17 protein-coding genes and 1 pseudogene are annotated in these 16,972 nt (G+C 69.8%); 9 read left to right on the top strand and 9 right to left on the bottom strand.

Annotated elements, in window-relative coordinates:
- Nucleotides 1-23 precede the first annotated feature (23 nt).
- The 5 genes from ACIBGM_RS19075 to hisD form a co-directional block, all read right to left on the bottom strand.
- Nucleotides 24-1,415: a glutamate decarboxylase gene (locus ACIBGM_RS19075; protein ID WP_360528383.1), complete on the bottom strand. Its 1,392-nt coding sequence runs from the start codon at nt 1,413-1,415 to the stop codon at nt 24-26.
- A gap of 117 nt (nt 1,416-1,532) precedes the next feature.
- Nucleotides 1,533-2,174 carry an imidazole glycerol phosphate synthase subunit HisH gene (gene hisH, locus ACIBGM_RS19070; protein ID WP_396386319.1) on the bottom strand — a complete coding sequence of 214 codons (642 nt, stop codon included), beginning with the start codon at nt 2,172-2,174 and terminating at the stop codon, nt 1,533-1,535.
- 10 nt (nt 2,175-2,184) lie between these two features.
- Nucleotides 2,185-2,784: an imidazoleglycerol-phosphate dehydratase HisB gene (hisB, locus tag ACIBGM_RS19065; protein WP_396386318.1), complete on the bottom strand. Its 600-nt coding sequence runs from the start codon at nt 2,782-2,784 to the stop codon at nt 2,185-2,187.
- The gene (locus tag ACIBGM_RS19060) at nt 2,781-3,899 is read right to left on the bottom strand and encodes a histidinol-phosphate transaminase (protein ID WP_396386317.1); all 1,119 of its coding nucleotides are present in this window, start codon (nt 3,897-3,899) and stop codon (nt 2,781-2,783) included. Before ACIBGM_RS19060 ends, hisB begins: the two co-directional genes overlap by 4 nt.
- The gene (gene hisD / locus ACIBGM_RS19055; RefSeq protein ID WP_396386316.1) at nt 3,899-5,236 is read right to left on the bottom strand and encodes a histidinol dehydrogenase; all 1,338 of its coding nucleotides are present in this window, start codon (nt 5,234-5,236) and stop codon (nt 3,899-3,901) included. The genes ACIBGM_RS19060 and hisD overlap by 1 nt, the downstream gene beginning before the upstream one ends.
- Before the next feature lie 101 nt (nt 5,237-5,337).
- On the opposite strand from hisD, the gene ACIBGM_RS19050 reads away from it, so the two are divergent.
- Genes ACIBGM_RS19050 through ACIBGM_RS19040 form a run of 3 tightly spaced genes read left to right on the top strand, consistent with a single transcriptional unit; the run spans nt 5,338 to nt 6,590 of the window.
- The gene (locus tag ACIBGM_RS19050; RefSeq protein ID WP_360528398.1) at nt 5,338-6,006 is read left to right on the top strand and encodes an LON peptidase substrate-binding domain-containing protein; all 669 of its coding nucleotides are present in this window, start codon (nt 5,338-5,340) and stop codon (nt 6,004-6,006) included.
- Between the two features lie 39 nt (nt 6,007-6,045).
- The gene (locus tag ACIBGM_RS19045) at nt 6,046-6,282 is read left to right on the top strand and encodes a ribbon-helix-helix domain-containing protein (protein WP_360528401.1); all 237 of its coding nucleotides are present in this window, start codon (nt 6,046-6,048) and stop codon (nt 6,280-6,282) included.
- Nucleotides 6,282-6,590 carry a type II toxin-antitoxin system PemK/MazF family toxin gene (locus ACIBGM_RS19040; protein WP_360528404.1) on the top strand — a complete coding sequence of 103 codons (309 nt, stop codon included), beginning with the start codon at nt 6,282-6,284 and terminating at the stop codon, nt 6,588-6,590. Before ACIBGM_RS19045 ends, ACIBGM_RS19040 begins: the two co-directional genes overlap by 1 nt.
- Here ACIBGM_RS19040 and ilvD read toward each other — a convergent pair.
- Nucleotides 6,587-8,437, bottom strand: coding sequence for a dihydroxy-acid dehydratase (ilvD, locus tag ACIBGM_RS19035; RefSeq protein WP_396386315.1), 1,851 nt, complete (start codon nt 8,435-8,437; stop codon nt 6,587-6,589). The genes ACIBGM_RS19040 and ilvD overlap by 4 nt on opposite strands.
- 156 nt (nt 8,438-8,593) lie before the next feature.
- Here ilvD and ACIBGM_RS19030 point away from each other — a divergent pair, with 156 nt between their 5' ends.
- From ACIBGM_RS19030 to ACIBGM_RS19015, 4 genes are all read left to right on the top strand, one after another.
- Nucleotides 8,594-9,439: an AraC family transcriptional regulator gene (locus tag ACIBGM_RS19030; RefSeq protein ID WP_360528410.1), complete on the top strand. Its 846-nt coding sequence runs from the start codon at nt 8,594-8,596 to the stop codon at nt 9,437-9,439.
- Nucleotides 9,436-9,867, top strand: a complete 432-nt coding sequence (locus tag ACIBGM_RS19025; RefSeq protein ID WP_396386314.1) for a VOC family protein — start codon at nt 9,436-9,438, stop codon at nt 9,865-9,867. Before ACIBGM_RS19030 ends, ACIBGM_RS19025 begins: the two co-directional genes overlap by 4 nt.
- Nucleotides 9,868-9,931: 64 nt before the next feature.
- Nucleotides 9,932-11,776 carry a DNA helicase RecQ gene (gene recQ, locus ACIBGM_RS19020; RefSeq protein ID WP_396386313.1) on the top strand — a complete coding sequence of 615 codons (1,845 nt, stop codon included), beginning with the start codon at nt 9,932-9,934 and terminating at the stop codon, nt 11,774-11,776.
- Nucleotides 11,777-11,862: 86 nt separating this feature from the next.
- Nucleotides 11,863-12,441 (top strand): dihydrofolate reductase family protein, encoded by a 579-nt coding sequence (locus ACIBGM_RS19015; RefSeq protein WP_360528419.1) that lies wholly within the window; start codon nt 11,863-11,865, stop codon nt 12,439-12,441.
- On the opposite strand, the gene ACIBGM_RS19010 is transcribed toward ACIBGM_RS19015, so the two are convergent.
- Nucleotides 12,438-13,598, bottom strand: a complete 1,161-nt coding sequence (locus ACIBGM_RS19010) for a serine hydrolase domain-containing protein (RefSeq protein WP_360528422.1) — start codon at nt 13,596-13,598, stop codon at nt 12,438-12,440. The genes ACIBGM_RS19015 and ACIBGM_RS19010 overlap by 4 nt on opposite strands.
- Nucleotides 13,599-13,604: 6 nt before the next feature.
- On the opposite strand from ACIBGM_RS19010, the pseudogene ACIBGM_RS19005 reads away from it, so the two are divergent.
- Both ACIBGM_RS19005 and ACIBGM_RS19000 read left to right on the top strand, forming a co-directional pair.
- Nucleotides 13,605-14,183, top strand: a pseudogene (locus tag ACIBGM_RS19005) (SDR family NAD(P)-dependent oxidoreductase); the annotation flags it as partial.
- An 83-nt stretch (nt 14,184-14,266) separates the two neighbouring features.
- Nucleotides 14,267-14,419: a hypothetical protein gene (locus ACIBGM_RS19000; protein ID WP_396386509.1), complete on the top strand. Its 153-nt coding sequence runs from the start codon at nt 14,267-14,269 to the stop codon at nt 14,417-14,419.
- Here the strand turns inward: ACIBGM_RS19000 and ACIBGM_RS18995 are convergent, their stop codons facing one another.
- Together ACIBGM_RS18995 and ACIBGM_RS18990 are read right to left on the bottom strand one after the other, a co-directional pair.
- A complete protein-coding gene (locus ACIBGM_RS18995) occupies nt 14,420-14,785 on the bottom strand; it encodes a VOC family protein (RefSeq protein WP_396386312.1) in 366 nt (121 codons plus the stop codon).
- A gap of 126 nt (nt 14,786-14,911) precedes the next feature.
- Nucleotides 14,912-16,783, bottom strand: a complete 1,872-nt coding sequence (locus ACIBGM_RS18990; RefSeq protein WP_396386311.1) for a DUF3352 domain-containing protein — start codon at nt 16,781-16,783, stop codon at nt 14,912-14,914.
- Nucleotides 16,784-16,972: the final 189 nt, after the last annotated feature.

Raw genomic sequence — 16,972 nt, 5'->3', positions numbered from 1 at the left:
CCTGTTCGGTCCGGGTCAGCCGGTCAGTGATGGAACCCGGCCGGTGCCTCCTCCTGCGGCATTGGGGACGCCAGCCCGTCGAGCCACTCGACCCCGACCCGCAGGTCCCGCAGGAAGAGTTCGGCCATGTCGTGACTGAACCCGTTGCGCACGACCACTCGCAGGACGACCAGGTCCTCCCGGTTCGGCGGCATCGTGTACGCCGGCACCAGCCAGCCCCGCTCGCGCAGCTTCCGGGACACGTCGTACGCCGTGTACTTCGTGATGCCGTCGGCCAGCCGGAACGCGAAGACCGGCAGGTCGCGCCCGTCCGAGACCAGTTCGAACGCGGGCATCTCCTTGATCGCGTCGCTGAGGTGGACGGCGACGTCCTGGCAGGTCTGCTGGATCCGCCGGTAGCCGTCCCGGCCGAGTCGCAGGAACTGGAAGTACTGCAGCAGAACCTGCGCGCCGGGCCGGGAGAAGTTCAGCGCGAACGTCGGCATGTCTCCGCCGAGGTAGTTCACCTTGAAGACGAGCTCCTCGGGCAGGTTCTGGCTGTGCCGCCACAGCACCCAGCCGACGCCCGGGTAGACCAGCCCGAACTTGTGACCCGACGCCTGGATCGAGGCCACCCGCGGCAGCCGGAAGTCCCACACCAGGTCAGGCTGCAGGAAGGGAGCCACGAAGCCACCGGACGCGGCGTCGACGTGCACCGGCACCGACAGTCCGGTCCGCTGCTCCAGGTCGTCCAGGGCCGCGCAGATCTCGGCGACCGGCTCGTAGCTGCCTTCCATCGTCGAACCGAGCACCACGACCACCCCGATGGTGTTCTCGTCCACGAACGGCAGGGCCCGGTCGGCGGTCAGGTAGAGGTCGTCACCCTCCAGCGGCACGTACCGCGGCTCGACGTCCCAGTACTCGGCGAACTTCTCCCAGACGACCTGCACGTTCTGGCCCATCACCAGGTTGGGCCGGTCGGCCGGCAGGCCCGCGGCGCGCCGGGCGTGCTGCCAGCGCCGTTTGAGCGCCAGTCCGCCGAGCATGCAGCCCTCGGAGCTTCCGGTCGTCGACGTCCCGATCGCGTCGGCCGCGTCCGGGGCGTTCCACAGGTCGGCGAGCATCAGCACGCACCGGCTCTCGATCTCCGCCGTCTGCGGGTACTCGTCCTTGTCGACCATGTTCTTGTCGACCGTCTCGGAGTACAGCCGGTCCGCCTCGTCGTCCATCCACGTGGTCACGAACGTGGCCAGGTTGAACCGGGCGTTGCCGTCCAGCATGACCTCGTCCCGGACGATCTGGTACGCCGACTGCGGCAGCATCTCGTGATCCGGCATTCGGTCCTTCGGGACCGCGAGGACGCTGTCCCGCGTGAAGCGTGGCATCACTGCCAGATCGCCGACCGCCCGTTCCGTGGTGCTGCTGATCCCACCCATCACCGACCCCCTCGGTCACGACGACACGTCTTGCCGCCGCGACCCATCCCACACCGGGTCTCCGGAACCGTCCTCACCCTCTCCGCATGAGGCGCGGACCGTTCACCCGTGCGGGCGTCAGAGCGAGCGCACCCAGTTGGCGAGCAGGGCGGCGCCGGCGTCGCCGGACTTCTCCGGGTGGAACTGGGTGGCGGTGAGCGGGCCGTTCTCGACCGCGGCCACGAAACGGTCGTCGCCGTACGTCGTCCAGGTCACCAGCGGGGCCACCGACTCGCGGGTGCCGGTGAGCTCCCAGGCGCGGACGCCGTACGAGTGGACGAAGTAGAACCGCTCCTTCTCGATACCGTCGAACAGCGTCGTGCCCGCCGGGACGTCGACGGTGTTCCAGCCCATGTGCGGAACGGGCTCGGCACTGTGCGGCTGCAGGCGCTCGACCGTCCCGGGCCACTGCTCGCAGCCCTCGGTCTCGACACCGTGCTCGATGCCGCGGGCGAACAGGATCTGCATCCCGACGCAGATGCCCAGCACCGGGCGGCCTCCGGTCAGCCTGCGGTCGACGATGTCGTCACCGCGGACTGCCTTGAGCCCGGTCATGCAGGCCTCGAAGGCGCCGACGCCGGGGACCAGCAGGCCGTCGGCGTTCAGCGCCTCGTCGAAGTCCGAGGTGACCGTGACGTCCGCGCCGACGCGTTGCAGCGCCCGCTCGCCCGACCGGATGTTGCCCGAGCCGTAGTCGAACAGGACGACCTTCTTACTCACAGTGCCGCCTTCACAGGGCGCCCTTGGTGGACGGAATGCCCGGCTGCCGCGGGTCCGGCTCGGCGGCCGCCCGCAGCGCCCGGGCGAACGCCTTGAACTGGGCCTCGACGATGTGGTGCGGGTCGCGACCGGACAGCACCCGGATGTGGATGCAGATCGCGGCGTTGAACGCGAGCGTCTCGAACACGTGCTGGGTCAGCGAACCGGCATAGTCGCCGCCGATGATCGCGTAGACCTGACCGTCCGGCTCGCCGATGTGCACGCAGTACGGACGGCCGGACAGGTCGACCGTGCAGTGCACGAGCGCCTCGTCCAGCGGCACGGTCGCGTCGCCGAACCGGCGGATGCCGCGCTTGTCGCCCAGCGCCTCCTTCAGCGCCTGGCCGATCCCGATCGCGGTGTCCTCGACGGTGTGGTGGGCGTCGATCTCGAGGTCGCCGACGGTGTTCACGTGCAGGTCCAGCAACGCGTGCTTGGCCAGCGCGTTGAGCATGTGGTCGTAGAACCCGACACCGGTGGAGATGTCGGCCCGGCCCTCACCGTCGAGGTTCAGCTCGACCAGGACCTTCGACTCACTGGTCTCCCGGTCGATGCGTGCGGTGCGACTCATGTCTGCCTTCCGATGTCTGTCTTGAGGACGCGCTCCAGGGAAGCGCGGAATGCGGCCATCTCGGCGCCGGTGCCGATCGAGACCCGCAGCCAGCCGTCCGGGCCGGTCTCGCGGATCAGGACGCCGTCGTCCAGCAGCGACTGCCAGACCGCGTGCCGGTCGGCGAAGGTGCCGAACAGGACGAAGTTCGCGTCCGAGTCGACCGCGCGCAGGCCGAGCGACCGCAGCCAGTCGACCGTCTCGTCCCGCTCGACCCGCAGCTGCTCGACCCGGCCGAGCAGCTCGTCGGAGTGCCGCAGCGCGGCCCGCGCGACCGCCTGGGTCACCGCGGACAGGTGGTACGGCAACCGCACGATCCGCAGCGCGTCCACCAGCTGCCGGCTCGCGGCAAGGTACCCGACCCGGCCGCCGGCCATCGCGAACGCCTTCGACATCGTCCGCGCGACCGCCAGGTTCGGGTACGACGGCAGCAACGTGACCGCACTCGGCGTCCCGGCCCGGCGGAACTCGGCGTACGCCTCGTCGACCACCAGGACGGCGCCCATCGCGGCGGTGCGGGCGGCGATCGCCTCGACCACCTCGATCGGCAGCGCCGTACCGGTCGGGTTGTTCGGCGAGGCGAGCAGTACGACGGACGGGTGGTGCCGGGAGATCGCGGCCAGCGCCTTGCTCTGGTCGAGGGTGAAGTCCTCGGCCCGGCGGCCGGTCACCCAGCCGGTGTTCGTGTCCCGGGCGTACTCCGGGTACATCGAGTACGTCGGGGCGAACGACAGCGCCGTCCGCCCGGGGCCGCCGAAGGCCTGCAGGATGTGCAGCATGACCTCGTTGGAGCCGTTCGCCGCCCAGACCTGCTCGGCGGTGAGCTGCGCCCCGGACTCCCGGCCCAAGTACGCCGCCAGGTCCGCGCGCAGGTCGAGGAACTCGCGGTCCGGGTAGCGGTTCATCCCGCGCGCGGCCACGGCGACCGCCGCGGTGATGTCCGCGACGGTCTCCTCGCTCGGCGGATACGGGTTCTCGTTGACGTTGAGCAGGATCGGGACGTCGAGCTGCGGGGCGCCGTACGGCTCGAAGCTCTTCAGCTCGTCGCGGATCGGCAGCCCGTCGAAGCGGCCCATCAGCCCTCCCCGGGGAATCGCACGCTGACTGCCGCACCGTGCGCCGGGAGGTCCTCGGCGTGGGCGAGCGTGACCACGTGATCGGCGACGTCCCGGAGGGCCTCGCGGGAGTAGTTCACGACGTGCATGGCCTTCAGGAAGCTGCGCACGGACAGGCCCGACGAGTGGCAGGCACAGCCCGCGGTCGGCAGCACGTGGTTGGACCCCGCGCAGTAGTCACCCAGCGAGACCGGGCTCCAGCCGCCGACGAAGATCGCGCCGGCGTTGTTGATCAGCCCGGCCCGCTCCTCGGCGTCGACGGTCTGGATCTCCAGGTGCTCGGCGGCGTATGCGTCCACGACCGCGGTGCCCTGGTCCAGGTCGTCCACGAGTACGACGGCCGACTGCTGACCGTTGAGCGCCTCGGTCACGCGGTCCTGGTGCTTGGTCTTCGCGACCTGGACCGGCAGCTCGGCCTCCACCTTGGCGGCCAGGGTCTCGCTCGGCGTGACCAGCACGCTGGCGGCCATCGGGTCGTGCTCGGCCTGGCTGATCAGGTCGGCGGCGACATGCGCCGGGTCGGCGGTGTCGTCGGCCAGGATCGCGATCTCGGTCGGGCCGGCCTCGGAGTCGATGCCGACCTCACCGAGCAGGAACCGCTTGGCCGCGACCACGTAGATGTTGCCCGGGCCGGTGATCAGGTTGACCTTCTTGCACCCCGTGACACCAGCACCGAAGCCGTACGCGAACCCGGCGATCGCTTGCGCGCCGCCCATCGCGTAGACCTCGTCGATCCCGAGCAGCGCACACACCGCGAGCACAGTCGGGTGCGGCAGGCCGCCGTACTCCTTCTGGGGTGGTGACGCGACAGCCAGGGAGGGCACGCCGGCGACCTGGGCCGGTACGACGTTCATCACCACGCTGGACGCCAGCGGGGCGCGGCCGCCCGGGACGTACAGGCCGACGCGCTGGACCGGGACGAAGCGCTGGGTGACCCGGCCGCCCGGCGCGGGCTCGGAGGCGATGTCGGCAGTCAGCTCGTCCTGGCTGACCTCGCGGACCCGGCGGATCGACTCCTCGAACGCGCTGCGCACCTCGGGGTCGAGCTCCTCGAGGGCGGTCTTCAAGGCGTCGGCCGGGACCCGGATGTCCTCGACCCGCACATGGTCGAACCGCTCGCCGTACTCCCTGATCGCCTCGAGTCCACGATGGCGGACGTCCAGGCAGATCGGTCGGACGACGTCGAGAGCCTTCTCGACGTCGAACACGGCTCGGGGGACGAGGGCGTTCACTTCGGCTTGGAGGTCAGGCACCTCTCCGGCCGCCACTCGGCCCCGCAGGTCGACGCGGCGAATCATGGCTTCAGTCTAGTGGTGACGACCCGTGCCGCTGACGCCATATCCACAGGCTGGCCGTCACGAGGCGTGAGCACGGGGTAGCTACCACTAAGCTCGTCGGCATGGACTCCCGCCTGCCGCTGCTCACTGTCGAGACGGTGATCTTCCCCGGGCTGGTGCTCCCCATTCCGGTCACCGACGTGCAGGGCCGCGCGGTGATCCGCGACCTGGTCGAGAACGGTGGCGAGCTGGTCTGCGGCGCGCTCGCCGTCCGGGACGGGTACGAGCTGGGTGAGCGGGTGTTCCGGTCGCTGTACGGGACCGGCTGCGCGGCCACCATCTCGGAGATCACGCTGGACGCGGACGACGACGGGCCGGTCGAGATCACGCTGACCGGCAGCCGGCGGTTCAAGGTCGCGGAGCTGGACGGCAGCGGCGACTACCTGGTCGCGGACGTCGAGTGGCTGGTCGAGAGCCTCGGCGACGACCCGTTGGGTACGGCGACCATCGCGCTCGACCGCTTCCGGCGGTACGCGGCCGCCGTCACCGAGATCAGCCGCCCCGGCCTGCACATCGCCGACCTCCCCGACGACCCGAGCACGTTGTCGTACCTGATGTCGGCCGCGATGACCCTGATCACCCCGGACCGGCAGAAGCTCCTGGAAGCCCCCGACACCACGTCCCGCCTGGTCCAGCTCGTCGGCCTGCTCGACACCGAGCTCACCGCCATCGCCGCCCTCCCCTCGCTCCCGGCCACCGACATCAGCTGGTCCACTATGGCCCCGAACTGAGCCCTACCGATCTGAATCCCAGGTTGGTATGGTTTTGGTATGAGCAAGCAGATCACTGTCCGGTTGCCGGACGAGCTGGTGGAGTTCATGGATCAGCTGGTGGCGGCCGACAAGGCGTCGAGCCGGGCCACCGTGGTCGCCCGGGCGATGGAGCGTGAGCGCCGCCGGGAGCTGGCCGCCCGCGATCTCGCCATCCTTGCCGAGCATGGTGAGTATGACGACCTGGACGGCCTGGCCGCTGCCGCGTCCGGAACTGTGCTCAGCGACCTCGACTGATGCGGCCGATCCACATCGCCCGGCTGGACAAGCCGCGGCCGGTGGTGGTCCTGACCCGCGAACTGATCCGCCCGCGCCTCACCAACGTGACGGTCGCCCCGATCACCAGCAGAATCCGCGGCCTGTCCACCGAGGTCCCGGTCGGCCCCCGCAACGGCCTCGACCACGACAGCGCGATCTCCTGCGACAACATCCAGACGATCCCCAAGCTCCAGCTGGGCCGCCTGATCGGCTACCTCCACCCCGACCAGGAACCGGCCCTGGCCGAGGCCATCACCCTCGCCTTCGACCTCGAGGGTCCGCTCTAGCCCAGCTTGGTGACGTCGCGGACGGCGCCCTTGTCGGCGCTGGTCGCCATGGCGGCGTACGCGCGGAGCGCCTGGGAGACCTTGCGGTCGCGGTTCTTCGGCGCGTAGACGCCGTTCAGCGCGGCGCGACGAGTGTGCAACTCCTCGTCGGACACGAGCAGCTCGATGGAGCGGTTCGGGATGTCGATGCGGATCTGGTCGCCGTCCTGGACCAGGGCGATGGTGCCGCCGGACGCGGCCTCGGGTGAGGCGTGTCCGATGGAGAGTCCCGACGTACCGCCGGAGAATCGGCCGTCGGTGACCAGCGCGCAGACCTTGCCCAGCCCGCGGCCCTTCAGGAACGACGTCGGGTAGAGCATCTCCTGCATCCCAGGGCCACCCTTCGGGCCTTCGTAGCGGATCACCACGACGTCACCCGGCTGGACCCGCTTGGCGAGGATCTTCTCGACCGCCTCCTCCTGCGACTCGCACACCACCGCAGGACCCTGGAATGTCCAGATCGACTCGTCCACACCGGCCGTCTTCACGACGCAGCCATCGACGGCCAGGTTGCCCTTCAGCACCGCGAGTCCGCCGTCCTTCGAGTAGGCGTGCTCGAGGTCGCGGATGCACCCGTTGGCCGCGTCGGTGTCCAGCGTGTCCCACCGCTCCGACTGCGAGAACGCCGTCGCGGACCGCTTGCACCCCGGCGCCGCGTGCCACAGCTCGACCGCCTCCGGCGACGGCGAGCCGCCGCGCAGGTCCCAGGTCTTCAGCCACTCGTCGATCGAGTCGCTGTGCACGGTGGTGACGTTCTCGCTCAGCAGCCCGACGCGGTGCAGCTCGCCGAGGATCGCCGGGATGCCGCCGGCCCGGTGCACGTCCTCCATGTAGTACGTCCCGCTCGGCGCCACGTTCGGCGCGACCTTGGCCAGGCACGGGACCCGGCGCGACACCGCGTTGATGTCGTCCAGGTCGAACCCGACCTCGGCCTCCTGGGCGGCGGCGAGCAGGTGCAGGATCGTGTTCGTCGAACCGCCCATCGCGATGTCCAGCGCCATCGCGTTGCCGAATGCCTCCTTGGACGCGATCGACCGCGGCAGCACGGTCGCGTCGTCGGTGTCGTAGTACCGCTCGGTGATCCGTACGACGGTCTCGCCGGCCTTCTCGTACAGCGCCCGGCGGGCGGTGTGGGTCGCGAGCACCGAGCCGTTGCCGGGCAGCGACAGCCCGATCGCCTCGGTCAGGCAGTTCATCGAGTTCGCGGTGAACATGCCGGAGCAGGACCCGCAGGTCGGGCAGGCGTTCTCCTCGATCCGCAGGATGTCGGCGTCGGAGACGTTCTCGTTGACCGCCTCGGACATCGCGTCGATCAGGTCCAGCTTGCGCACGGTCCCGTCGACCAGCGTGGCCCGGCCGGCCTCCATCGGACCGCCGGAGACGAACACGGTCGGGATGTTCAGCCGGAGCGCGGCCATCAACATGCCCGGGGTGATCTTGTCGCAGTTCGAGATGCAGACCAGCGCGTCCGCGCAGTGCGCCTCGACCATGTACTCGACCGAGTCCGCGATCAGGTCCCGGGACGGCAGGCTGTAGAGCATCCCGCCGTGGCCCATCGCGATCCCGTCGTCGACGGCGATCGTGTTGAACTCGCGCGCGATCCCGCCGGCCGCGTGAATCGCCTCGGACACGATCCGGCCGACCGGCGCCAGGTGGGTGTGGCCGGGGACGAACTCGGTGAAGCTGTTCGCCACCGCGATGATCGGCTTGCCGAAGTCCTCCCGGGCGACCCCGGAGGCCTGCATGAGCGCGCGGGCGCCCGCCATGTTGCGGCCGTGGGTGACAGTGCGGGACCTCAGAGCAGGCACGGGGTATCTCCTAGGTGTGGGACAACTCGTCCGATGGTGCCACGCGCGTCCAGATGGCGGTACGCGGGTCCCGGATTCTGGCGGGCTCGAAAGTGCCTGACCGGGGCGGTGGGGTGGGGGAGGAAATTGTCTGTACGCGGTCCTAGCCTGGGGAGCATGACGGGCTACGAGCTCCACTCGCGCCGGGTGCACCCTGCGCTGCGCCCGTACGTCGCCGACATCAGCGGCTACGCGTACGTCGGTGAGCCGCCGCCACTGCATCGCGGCCTCCCCTCGCAGTACCTCACGCTCGTCATCACGCTGGACGATCCGCTCGGCGTCGCTTGGCCGGACTCCCCCGTGGAGAAGTACGACACACTGATCGGCGGCCTGCACTCGACCGCGGTCCACATCGGCGAGACACCCAACCGCTCCGGCATCCAGCTCGGCCTCACGCCGGCCGCATCCCGCGCGCTGTTCGGGCTGCCACCGGGCGAGCTCGCGTCGATCGTCGTCGGCCTGGACGAGGTCATCGGCGCCCCGGCGCGTGTGCTCACCGAGCGCCTGCGGACGGCGCCGTCCTGGGTCGACCGCTTCGACGTGCTGGAGGCGATGTTGCTCCGGCAGTGGGCCGAGCCGCCGGCCGCGGAGACGCGCGCCGAGGTGGGCTGGGCGTGGCGACGGCTCCGCGAGACGGCCGGCGGCATCGGCGTACAGGATCTGGCGGAAGAGGTCGGCTGGAGCCGGCGGTACCTGACCGACCGCTTCACGACGGAGTACGGGTTGGCGCCGAAGGTGGCGGCCCGGGTGATGCGGTTCGAGCAGGCGGTCGGACGGCTCCGGCGCGACCATCGAGTCAGGCTGGCGGACGTGTCGGCCGAGCTCGGGTACGCCGACCAGGCGCATCTGACCCGGGAGTGGAACACGATCGCTGGTTGCTCGCCGCGGCAGTGGATCGCCGAGGAGCTGATCCCAAACGTTCAAGACGTACCGGTCGCCGCGGCGGCAGAGTCGGAGGCATGAACACGACAACCGAGAACAAGATCGCCATCGGGGTCTGGCCGACGCTCGTCTACCACGACGGCCACGCGGCCCTGAAGTTCCTCACCGAAGGTCTGGGATTCACCCAGGTCTGTCTGTACGCCGGTGACGCCGAAGGATCGATCGCGCACTCCGAGCTGGCCTGGCCGGCCGGTGGTGGCGTGATGGTCAGCTCTGCCGGTCGTTCGCGCCAGCCGGACGACTTCTCCTGGCTGGCCGACCATCCGCAGTCGGTCTACCTAGTCGTCGACGGCGACCCGGATCGGCTGCTGGCCAAGGCGATCGCGGCCGGTGCTGTCGTCGTCCGCGGGCTGCGGGACGAGGACTACGGCTCCCGTGGGTTCACCGTGAAGGACCACGAGGGCAACCTGTGGAGCGTCGGCACGTACCCCGGCGAGATCACCGCGTAAGGGTTATCCACAACCCGCCCACGAGGTCCGGGATCGGTCGTCCCGGAGTCACTAGAATCGCCGGGTGACCGAGACAGCCGCAGTCCTGGACGAATCCGCCGGCGAAGCACTCGAGGTGCTCCGCCGGGTGTTCGGGTACGACGCCTTCCGCGGTCAGCAGGCCGACATCATCGACACGGTGATCGCGGGTGGGGACGCGTTGGTGCTGATGCCGACCGGCGGCGGGAAGTCGTTGTGCTACCAGATTCCCGCCCTGGTCAGATCCGGTGTGGGCGTGGTGATCTCGCCCCTGATCGCGCTGATGCAGGACCAGGTGGACGCGCTGACCGCGCTCGGTGTGCGGGCCGGGTTCCTCAACTCCACCCAGGACTTCGAGCAGCGGCGCGAGGTCGAGCAGGCGTTCCTGGCCGGTGAGCTGGACCTGCTCTACCTGGCACCCGAGCGGCTCCGGGTCGAGGCGACCGTGCGGTTGCTGGACCAGGGCAAGATCGCGCTGTTCGCGATCGACGAGGCACACTGCGTGTCCCAGTGGGGCCACGACTTCCGGCCGGACTACCTGATGCTGTCGGAGTTGCACGAGCGCTGGCCCGACGTGCCGCGGATCGCGCTGACCGCGACGGCGACCGAGGCGACGCACCGGGAGATCGCGACCCGGTTGAAGCTGTCCGACGCCAAGCACTTCGTCGCGAGCTTCGACCGGCCGAACATCCAGTACCGGATCGTCCCGAAGGACAACCCGCAGCGGCAGTTGCTCGACCTGCTGCGGACCGAGCACGCCGGCGACGCCGGCATCGTCTACTGCCTGTCCCGCAACAGCGTCGAGAAGACGGCGGAGTTCCTGACCAAGAACGGCATCGAGGCCCTGCCGTACCACGCCGGGCTGGACGGCCGGACCCGCGCGGCGAACCAGGCCAGGTTCCTGCGGGAGGACGGCCTGGTCGTGGTCGCGACGATCGCGTTCGGCATGGGGATCGACAAGCCGGACGTGCGTTTCGTCGCGCATCTCGACCTGCCGAAGTCGGTCGAGGGCTACTACCAGGAGACCGGTCGCGCGGGGCGGGACGGGCTGCCGTCGACGGCGTGGCTGGCCTATGGGCTGCAGGACGTCGTACAGCAGCGGAAGATGATCGACATGTCCGAGGGTGACCTGGCGCATCGCCGTCGGTTGAGCTCGCATCTCGACGCGATGCTCGCGCTGTGCGAGACCGTGCAGTGCCGCCGGTCGCAACTCCTGGCGTACTTCGGCCAGCAGGGCGACGCGTGTGGGAACTGCGACACCTGCATGACCCCGCCCGAGTCATGGGACGGCACGATCGCGGCGCAGAAGTTGCTGTCGACGGTCTACCGCCTGCAGCACGAGCGCGGTCAGAAGTTCGGCGCCGGCCAGTTGATCGACATCCTGCTCGGCAAGGAGACGGAGAAGGTCAAACAGTTCCGGCACGACCAGCTGACCGTCTACGGGATCGGCACCGAGCTGAAGGATCCCGAGTGGCGCGGCGTCGTCCGGCAGCTGCTCGCGCAACGGCTGCTCGCGGTCGAGGGCGACTACGGCACGCTCGTGCTCACCGAGGAGAGCGGCGAGGTGCTCGGGCGCCGGCGCGAGGTGATGATGCGCCGCGAGCCCGAGCGGGCAGCACGCTCGTCCAGGTCCTCCAGTGCGAAGAAGGCTGCCGCGGACCTCTCCCCCGAGGCCGCGCCGATCTTCGAGCGACTGCGCGCCTGGCGGGCCGGTGTGGCCAAGGAGCAAGGCGTGCCGGCGTACGTGATCTTCCACGACGCGACGCTGCGCCAGATCGCGACTGATCTCCCGGGCAGCCTGACCGAGCTCGGCCGGATCAGCGGAATCGGCGAGAACAAGCTGGCCAAGTACGGCGAGGGCGTGCTGGAAGCGCTGGCCGGCCAGGACTGACCCGGGTGTCGAATCCTGCGCCCATTCTTCGACGGGAGGGTACGGGGCGCGGACCGGCCGCGCTCCCGGACTGAAGGAGCAGGCTCATGTCCACAGCGGTGTTGTTGATGTCGATGTCCCTCGACGGTTTCATCGCGGGCCCGAACGACGTACCGGGTAACCCGGGCGGCGATGGCTTCATGCGGCTGCACGAGTGGTACGAGCGCCCGGACGGCGAGTTCGGCAGACCCGACGGGCCGGCTGGCGAGATCGTGGACGAGTTGAACGCGACGGGCGCGGTGGTGGTCGGGCGACGGACCGCGGAACAGGTGGACTACTACGGCGGTGACCACCACGGCACGCCGCTGTTCGTGTTCAGTCGCTCAGTCGACCCGGCAGCGGCGGCGAAGTACCCGGCGGTGACGTTCGTGACGGACATCGCGAGCGCGATCGCCCAGGCCAAGGCGGCCGCCGGCGACAAGGATGTCCTGGTCCACGGCGCGTACACGGCGCAGAAGGCACTCGAGGCGGGAGTGCTGGACGAGTTGCAGATCGACCAGGTTCCGGTGCTGTTCGGCCAGGGCCGGCGGCTGTTCGACGTACTGCCGGACCGGATCGAGTTGGACATCGTCCGCGTCATCGACACCCCGGCCGCGACCCATCTCCGCTACCGCGTCCGGCGTTAGGTGAGCAAGGGTTGGAGGGCTGTGGTGAGGTCGGTCATCACGGTGTCCACCTGTTTGTTGCCGTCGGCAAGGAGGATGGCGACGGAGATCTTCTTGTCCGGGATCACGACCAGCAGGCTGGTGTAGTCGGGCATGACGCCGCGGTGGCCGACCGCCGTACCGATGCCGAAGCGCTGGGTGAACAACATCGTGCCGAGGCCGTACTCGCCGTCGCCCTTGGTCATCTCGCTGACCAGGTTCGCCGGGATCACGCGGCCGCCGTACAACTGGTAGCCCCAGCGGGCGACCGTCGGCGCGTCGGCCGCGAGCCCGGCGTTCGCGGCGGACAGGCTCGCAATCGCGCGGCAGGGCAGGTAGCCGTCATCGGCCTTGCCACACACGGGATTCGCGTCACCGACGATCGGCGGCTGCGGCTTCTCGCCGTCCTGGAAGGCGGCTCGCAGCAACTCCGCGGGAGTCGCCAGATCCTCGCGCAGTGCCTTCGCCAGCGGCTTGCCGGCGACGTTCTCGATCAGCATGCCGAGGAGCACATAGCTGGGGTTGCTGTACGTGTAGCTGCCCGGCTGGCCGACCGGCGCGGAGTGATAGGCCAACGCCTGCTCGGCGGTCCAGGACTTGTCCGGCGCGGCCTTGATCGCTTCGTCCATGCGGCCGTAGTCGGCCGGCAGATAGTTCGGTACGCCGGACAGCATCGCCAGGTGCTGCCGCACGGTCGCGTTGTTGGCGGTCAACTTGTGCTTCACGTACGTCGAGATCGGCGCGTCCAGATCCACGTTCCCTTGGCCGGCGAGCAGCATCACCTCGGCGGCCACGAACGTCTTCGTGATGCTCGCGACCCCCATGGTCGTGCCCGGCCCGATCGCCTTGCCCGCAGCATCGACACCGGCCGCGCCGGACCAGACCCACCGATCCGTGACGACGGCCGCGCTCACTCCCCGCGACGCCGACTCGTCGGCCGGATTGGCGCCGTACCGGCTGACGACCTTCGTGAGCACGGCCTGCAGGGTCTCGGCTTTGGCGGACTCCAGCGGCGCCGCTGCAGGTTGCGGCCAGCTTGGCGATGCCTCGGACGTCGCCGCGACCGGCCCGCCGCTGTCCTCGCTACACCCGACCAGCGCGAGCCCCACTACCGCCGCAACGATCCCCCACCGCCTCATCTGCCGATGGTCGCACCCCACGAGTTCACTGTTGCCCGTGCTCGTGTGAGGGTGGGGGCTATGGCACGCGTTCTGGTGACCGGGTCCGCGGACGGGCTCGGTCAGATGGTGGCCCGGGAGTTGATCGAGCAGGGGCACGAGGTGGTGTTGCATGCGCGGAATGCACGGCGCGCCGACGACGCCGTCGCTGCGCTGCCGAAGGCCGCTGGTGTGGTGATCGGGGATCTGTCGAGTATCGACGAGACGCGCGGCATCGCCCGGCAGGCCAACGACTCCGGTCGGTTCGACGTCGTCGTCCACAACGCGGCGGTCGGGTATCAGGAGCCGCGGGTCGAGACGGTCGACGGGCTGGAGCACGTGTTCGCGGTCAACTCGCTGGCGCCGTACCTGCTGACTGCGTTGATCGAGCGGCCCGATCGGTTGGTGTACCTGAGCTCGGGGATGCACGAGAGCGGCGATGTCGTACTGGACGATTTGCAGTGGGTACGGCGCCGGTGGAGCGGGTCGCGGGCGTACTCCGACTCGAAGCTGCACGACGTGATCCTCGCGTTCGCGGTCGCCCGGCGCTGGCCCGCCGTACTGTCGAACGCCGTCGACCCGGGCTGGGTGCCGACGCGGATGGGCGGCCGCGGTGCGCCGGCGACCTCGGCCAGGCGCACCTCACGCAGGTGTGGCTGGCGACAGCGCCGAGCACGCCGAGTGGCGGGTACTACTACCACCTGCGCCCGCACGCGACCCACCCGGCGGCCGCGGACCCCGAGGTGCAGGACGCGTTCCTCGAGGCCTGCGGCGCGCTCACCGGGGTGCCGTTCCCCGGGTGATCACTCCTGGACGACGTACAGCGTGTTGCCGTCCGGGTCGCGGAAGCTGAACATCGGCGGGACGTCGGGCCAGCGGATCAACTCGTCGGTGTCGACACCCTCGGACTGCAGGTGCCTGTGCGCGGCGGCCGCGTCGGGGGTGACCAAGCGGACGCCGGTGTCGGTCGGACCGTCGCTCGCAGCCGGCGTCAGGGCGAGGTTCGTCGGGGAGCCGGGCGGCGCGACGACGATCCAGCGGCCGCCGATCTCAGGCAGCGGCGCGTCCATCAACAACTCGAACCCGAGCGTCCCGGTGTAGAACGCCAGCGCACGATCCTGGTCCCCGACCGGGACCCCGATGGTCCGGATACCGGTGAAGTGGTTCATCTCTACCTCCTGGTGGTGGGTGCTTTCACCAAGGGGTAGAAACTGCCTGGGAGATTTCGACATCCCGACTCCACAAAGAAGCCCCGGACGGCTTTGTAGCGGCTGTCCGGGGCTTCTTCGGGCGGGTTACTTCGCGACTACTCGCAGGCTGAACTCGGCCTTGCCGTCGCCGGTCGAGCGGACGACGTAACCGCCCGCTCGCAGGGCCGCCAGGTCCTTGTTCCGGCTGAACTCCCGGCTCAGCGAGCCGGCCGCCTCGAAGTCGACGTAGCCGATCGTCACCGCGCCCTTGGTGTCGGGCAGGGCCTGCTTGAACGTGTCGGTCCCACCCAGGTTGCCGCCCTTCAGCACCTGCTCGGCGTACGACTGGTCGGTGGCGACCACCAGCGAGTCGTCGTCCTTGGCGGTCTCGATCGGGATGTTGCCGTTCGCCTTGCGGCGCAGCAGGTCGGTGAGCTTCTCCACCACCGGCTCGGCCTTGGCCGGGTCGGTCTCGATCCGGGCCGCGATCTTCGGGCCGTTGCCGGCGTCCTTGTCGATGGCCACCGCCAGGTTCTTGCCCAGCAGGTTCTTCAGGTCGTCCGGCAGGGTCAGCCCGGTCTCGTCCTGGAACGCCTCGACCATCTGCTGCAGGTTGCCGTTCGACGCCTTCTCGACCTGCTTCCACATCGTGTCGACCAGGTTCTCGCCACCGGAGATCGCGATCGCGCCGGCCGTGGTGTCGGGCAGCTGCCCGATCAGCTCACCGGCGTCCGCGCCGTCGACCTTGACGCTCTGGTCACCGTGCACGATGCCCTTCAGCTCGACGTACGACGAGTCGAAGCGCAGCGCGGCCGCCATCGACGCGTCCGAGATCCCGGCCAGCTGCTCGGACCCGACCTTGCCGGAGATGTCCGCGATGCCCTTCGCGTCGGCCCAGACCGAGGCGAAGCCCTGCTCGCCGAGCGCGTCCATGTCGGCGCTGAACCTGGCGTTCTTCTCCAGCGGGTTGTCCTTGCTGGTGGCAACGGCCTGGTCCACGGTGGCCTGGTCGTCGGCGAGCAGCACGTAGCCGTTGCTGAACGCCCGGCCCGGCTTCTTGTCCTCGTTCGCCATCAGCTTGTCCAGGCCCTTGGCGGCCTCGTCCTCGTTCTTCACCTCGACGGCGACCACGACGACCGGCTCGTCCTTGCCGTCGGCGGGCGGCAGCGCGGCCAGGCCGGCGCGTTCGCCGAGCCACGGCTTGACGTCCTTCTCGTAGTCCACGTCGGCGAGGTCATCACCGGCGTACTTCTTGATGCTCTCGAACAGCTTCTGCCGCAGGTCGTCCTGCTCGCCGGTCAGGCCGAGGTTCTCCTTCACCGACGGGAACTTCAGCAGGTACCGGATCGCGGCGACCTTCTGGCCGGCCGACGGGTTCAGGTCGACGCGGGCGTAGGCGACCGCGTTGCCCGGCAGCACCGCGGCCGGCTGCTTACCACCGTTCAGCTTGCCGTAGGCGAAGATGCCGCCGCCGGCGACCACCAGCACCATGGCCAGCGCCGCGACGATCGGGATCAGCTTGCCGCGCTTCTTCTTCGGCTCGGGCTGCCACTGCTGCTGCCCCGGCCCGAACCCCGGCCCCTGCGGCGGCTGCCCACCGACATGCATCTGCTCGTACGACGCCTGCCCACCAGCCTGCCCGTACTGCTGCTGCCCGTACGACGCTGCACCGGGCTGCCCGTACTGCGGCCCGCCGTACTGCGGCCCCGGCTGACCCTGCTGCGGTCCCGGCTGACCCTGCGGCGGCCGGCCCGGCTGCCCGTACTGCTGCGGGCCCGGCCGGCCGTACTGCGGCTGCCCCTGCGGCGCCGGACCAGGACGACCCTGCTGCGGCTGACCCTGCTGCGGCCACTGGCCCTGCTGGTTGCCCTGAGCACTCATCGGCGGACGCTGTCCACCCGGCTGATTGCCGTACTGGTTCGGGTTCTGCTGCGGACCGCCCGGGTACTGCGGATTGGGCGGATAGTTCTCGGACATAAGCTCCCTCGCGTGGTCCCAAGCGGCCTCACCCGCTGGGCTAGGTCGTGTCCAGTGCTCCAGCGCCTACTGCGCGGCACTCGGCACGGCATCTCGCCGCACTGGAGCAAAGGCCACGATGGATCCGCATCGAGACCTTCACTCCAGCACGCCGAGCTACCGCACCGAGCACCTGCTCGCGACGGCGCC

The organism is Kribbella sp. NPDC050470 (assembly GCF_044458365.1).
Taxonomy (GTDB): Bacteria; Actinomycetota; Actinomycetes; order Propionibacteriales; family Kribbellaceae; genus Kribbella.
This window is presented reverse-complemented; position numbering and strand designations above follow the sequence as displayed.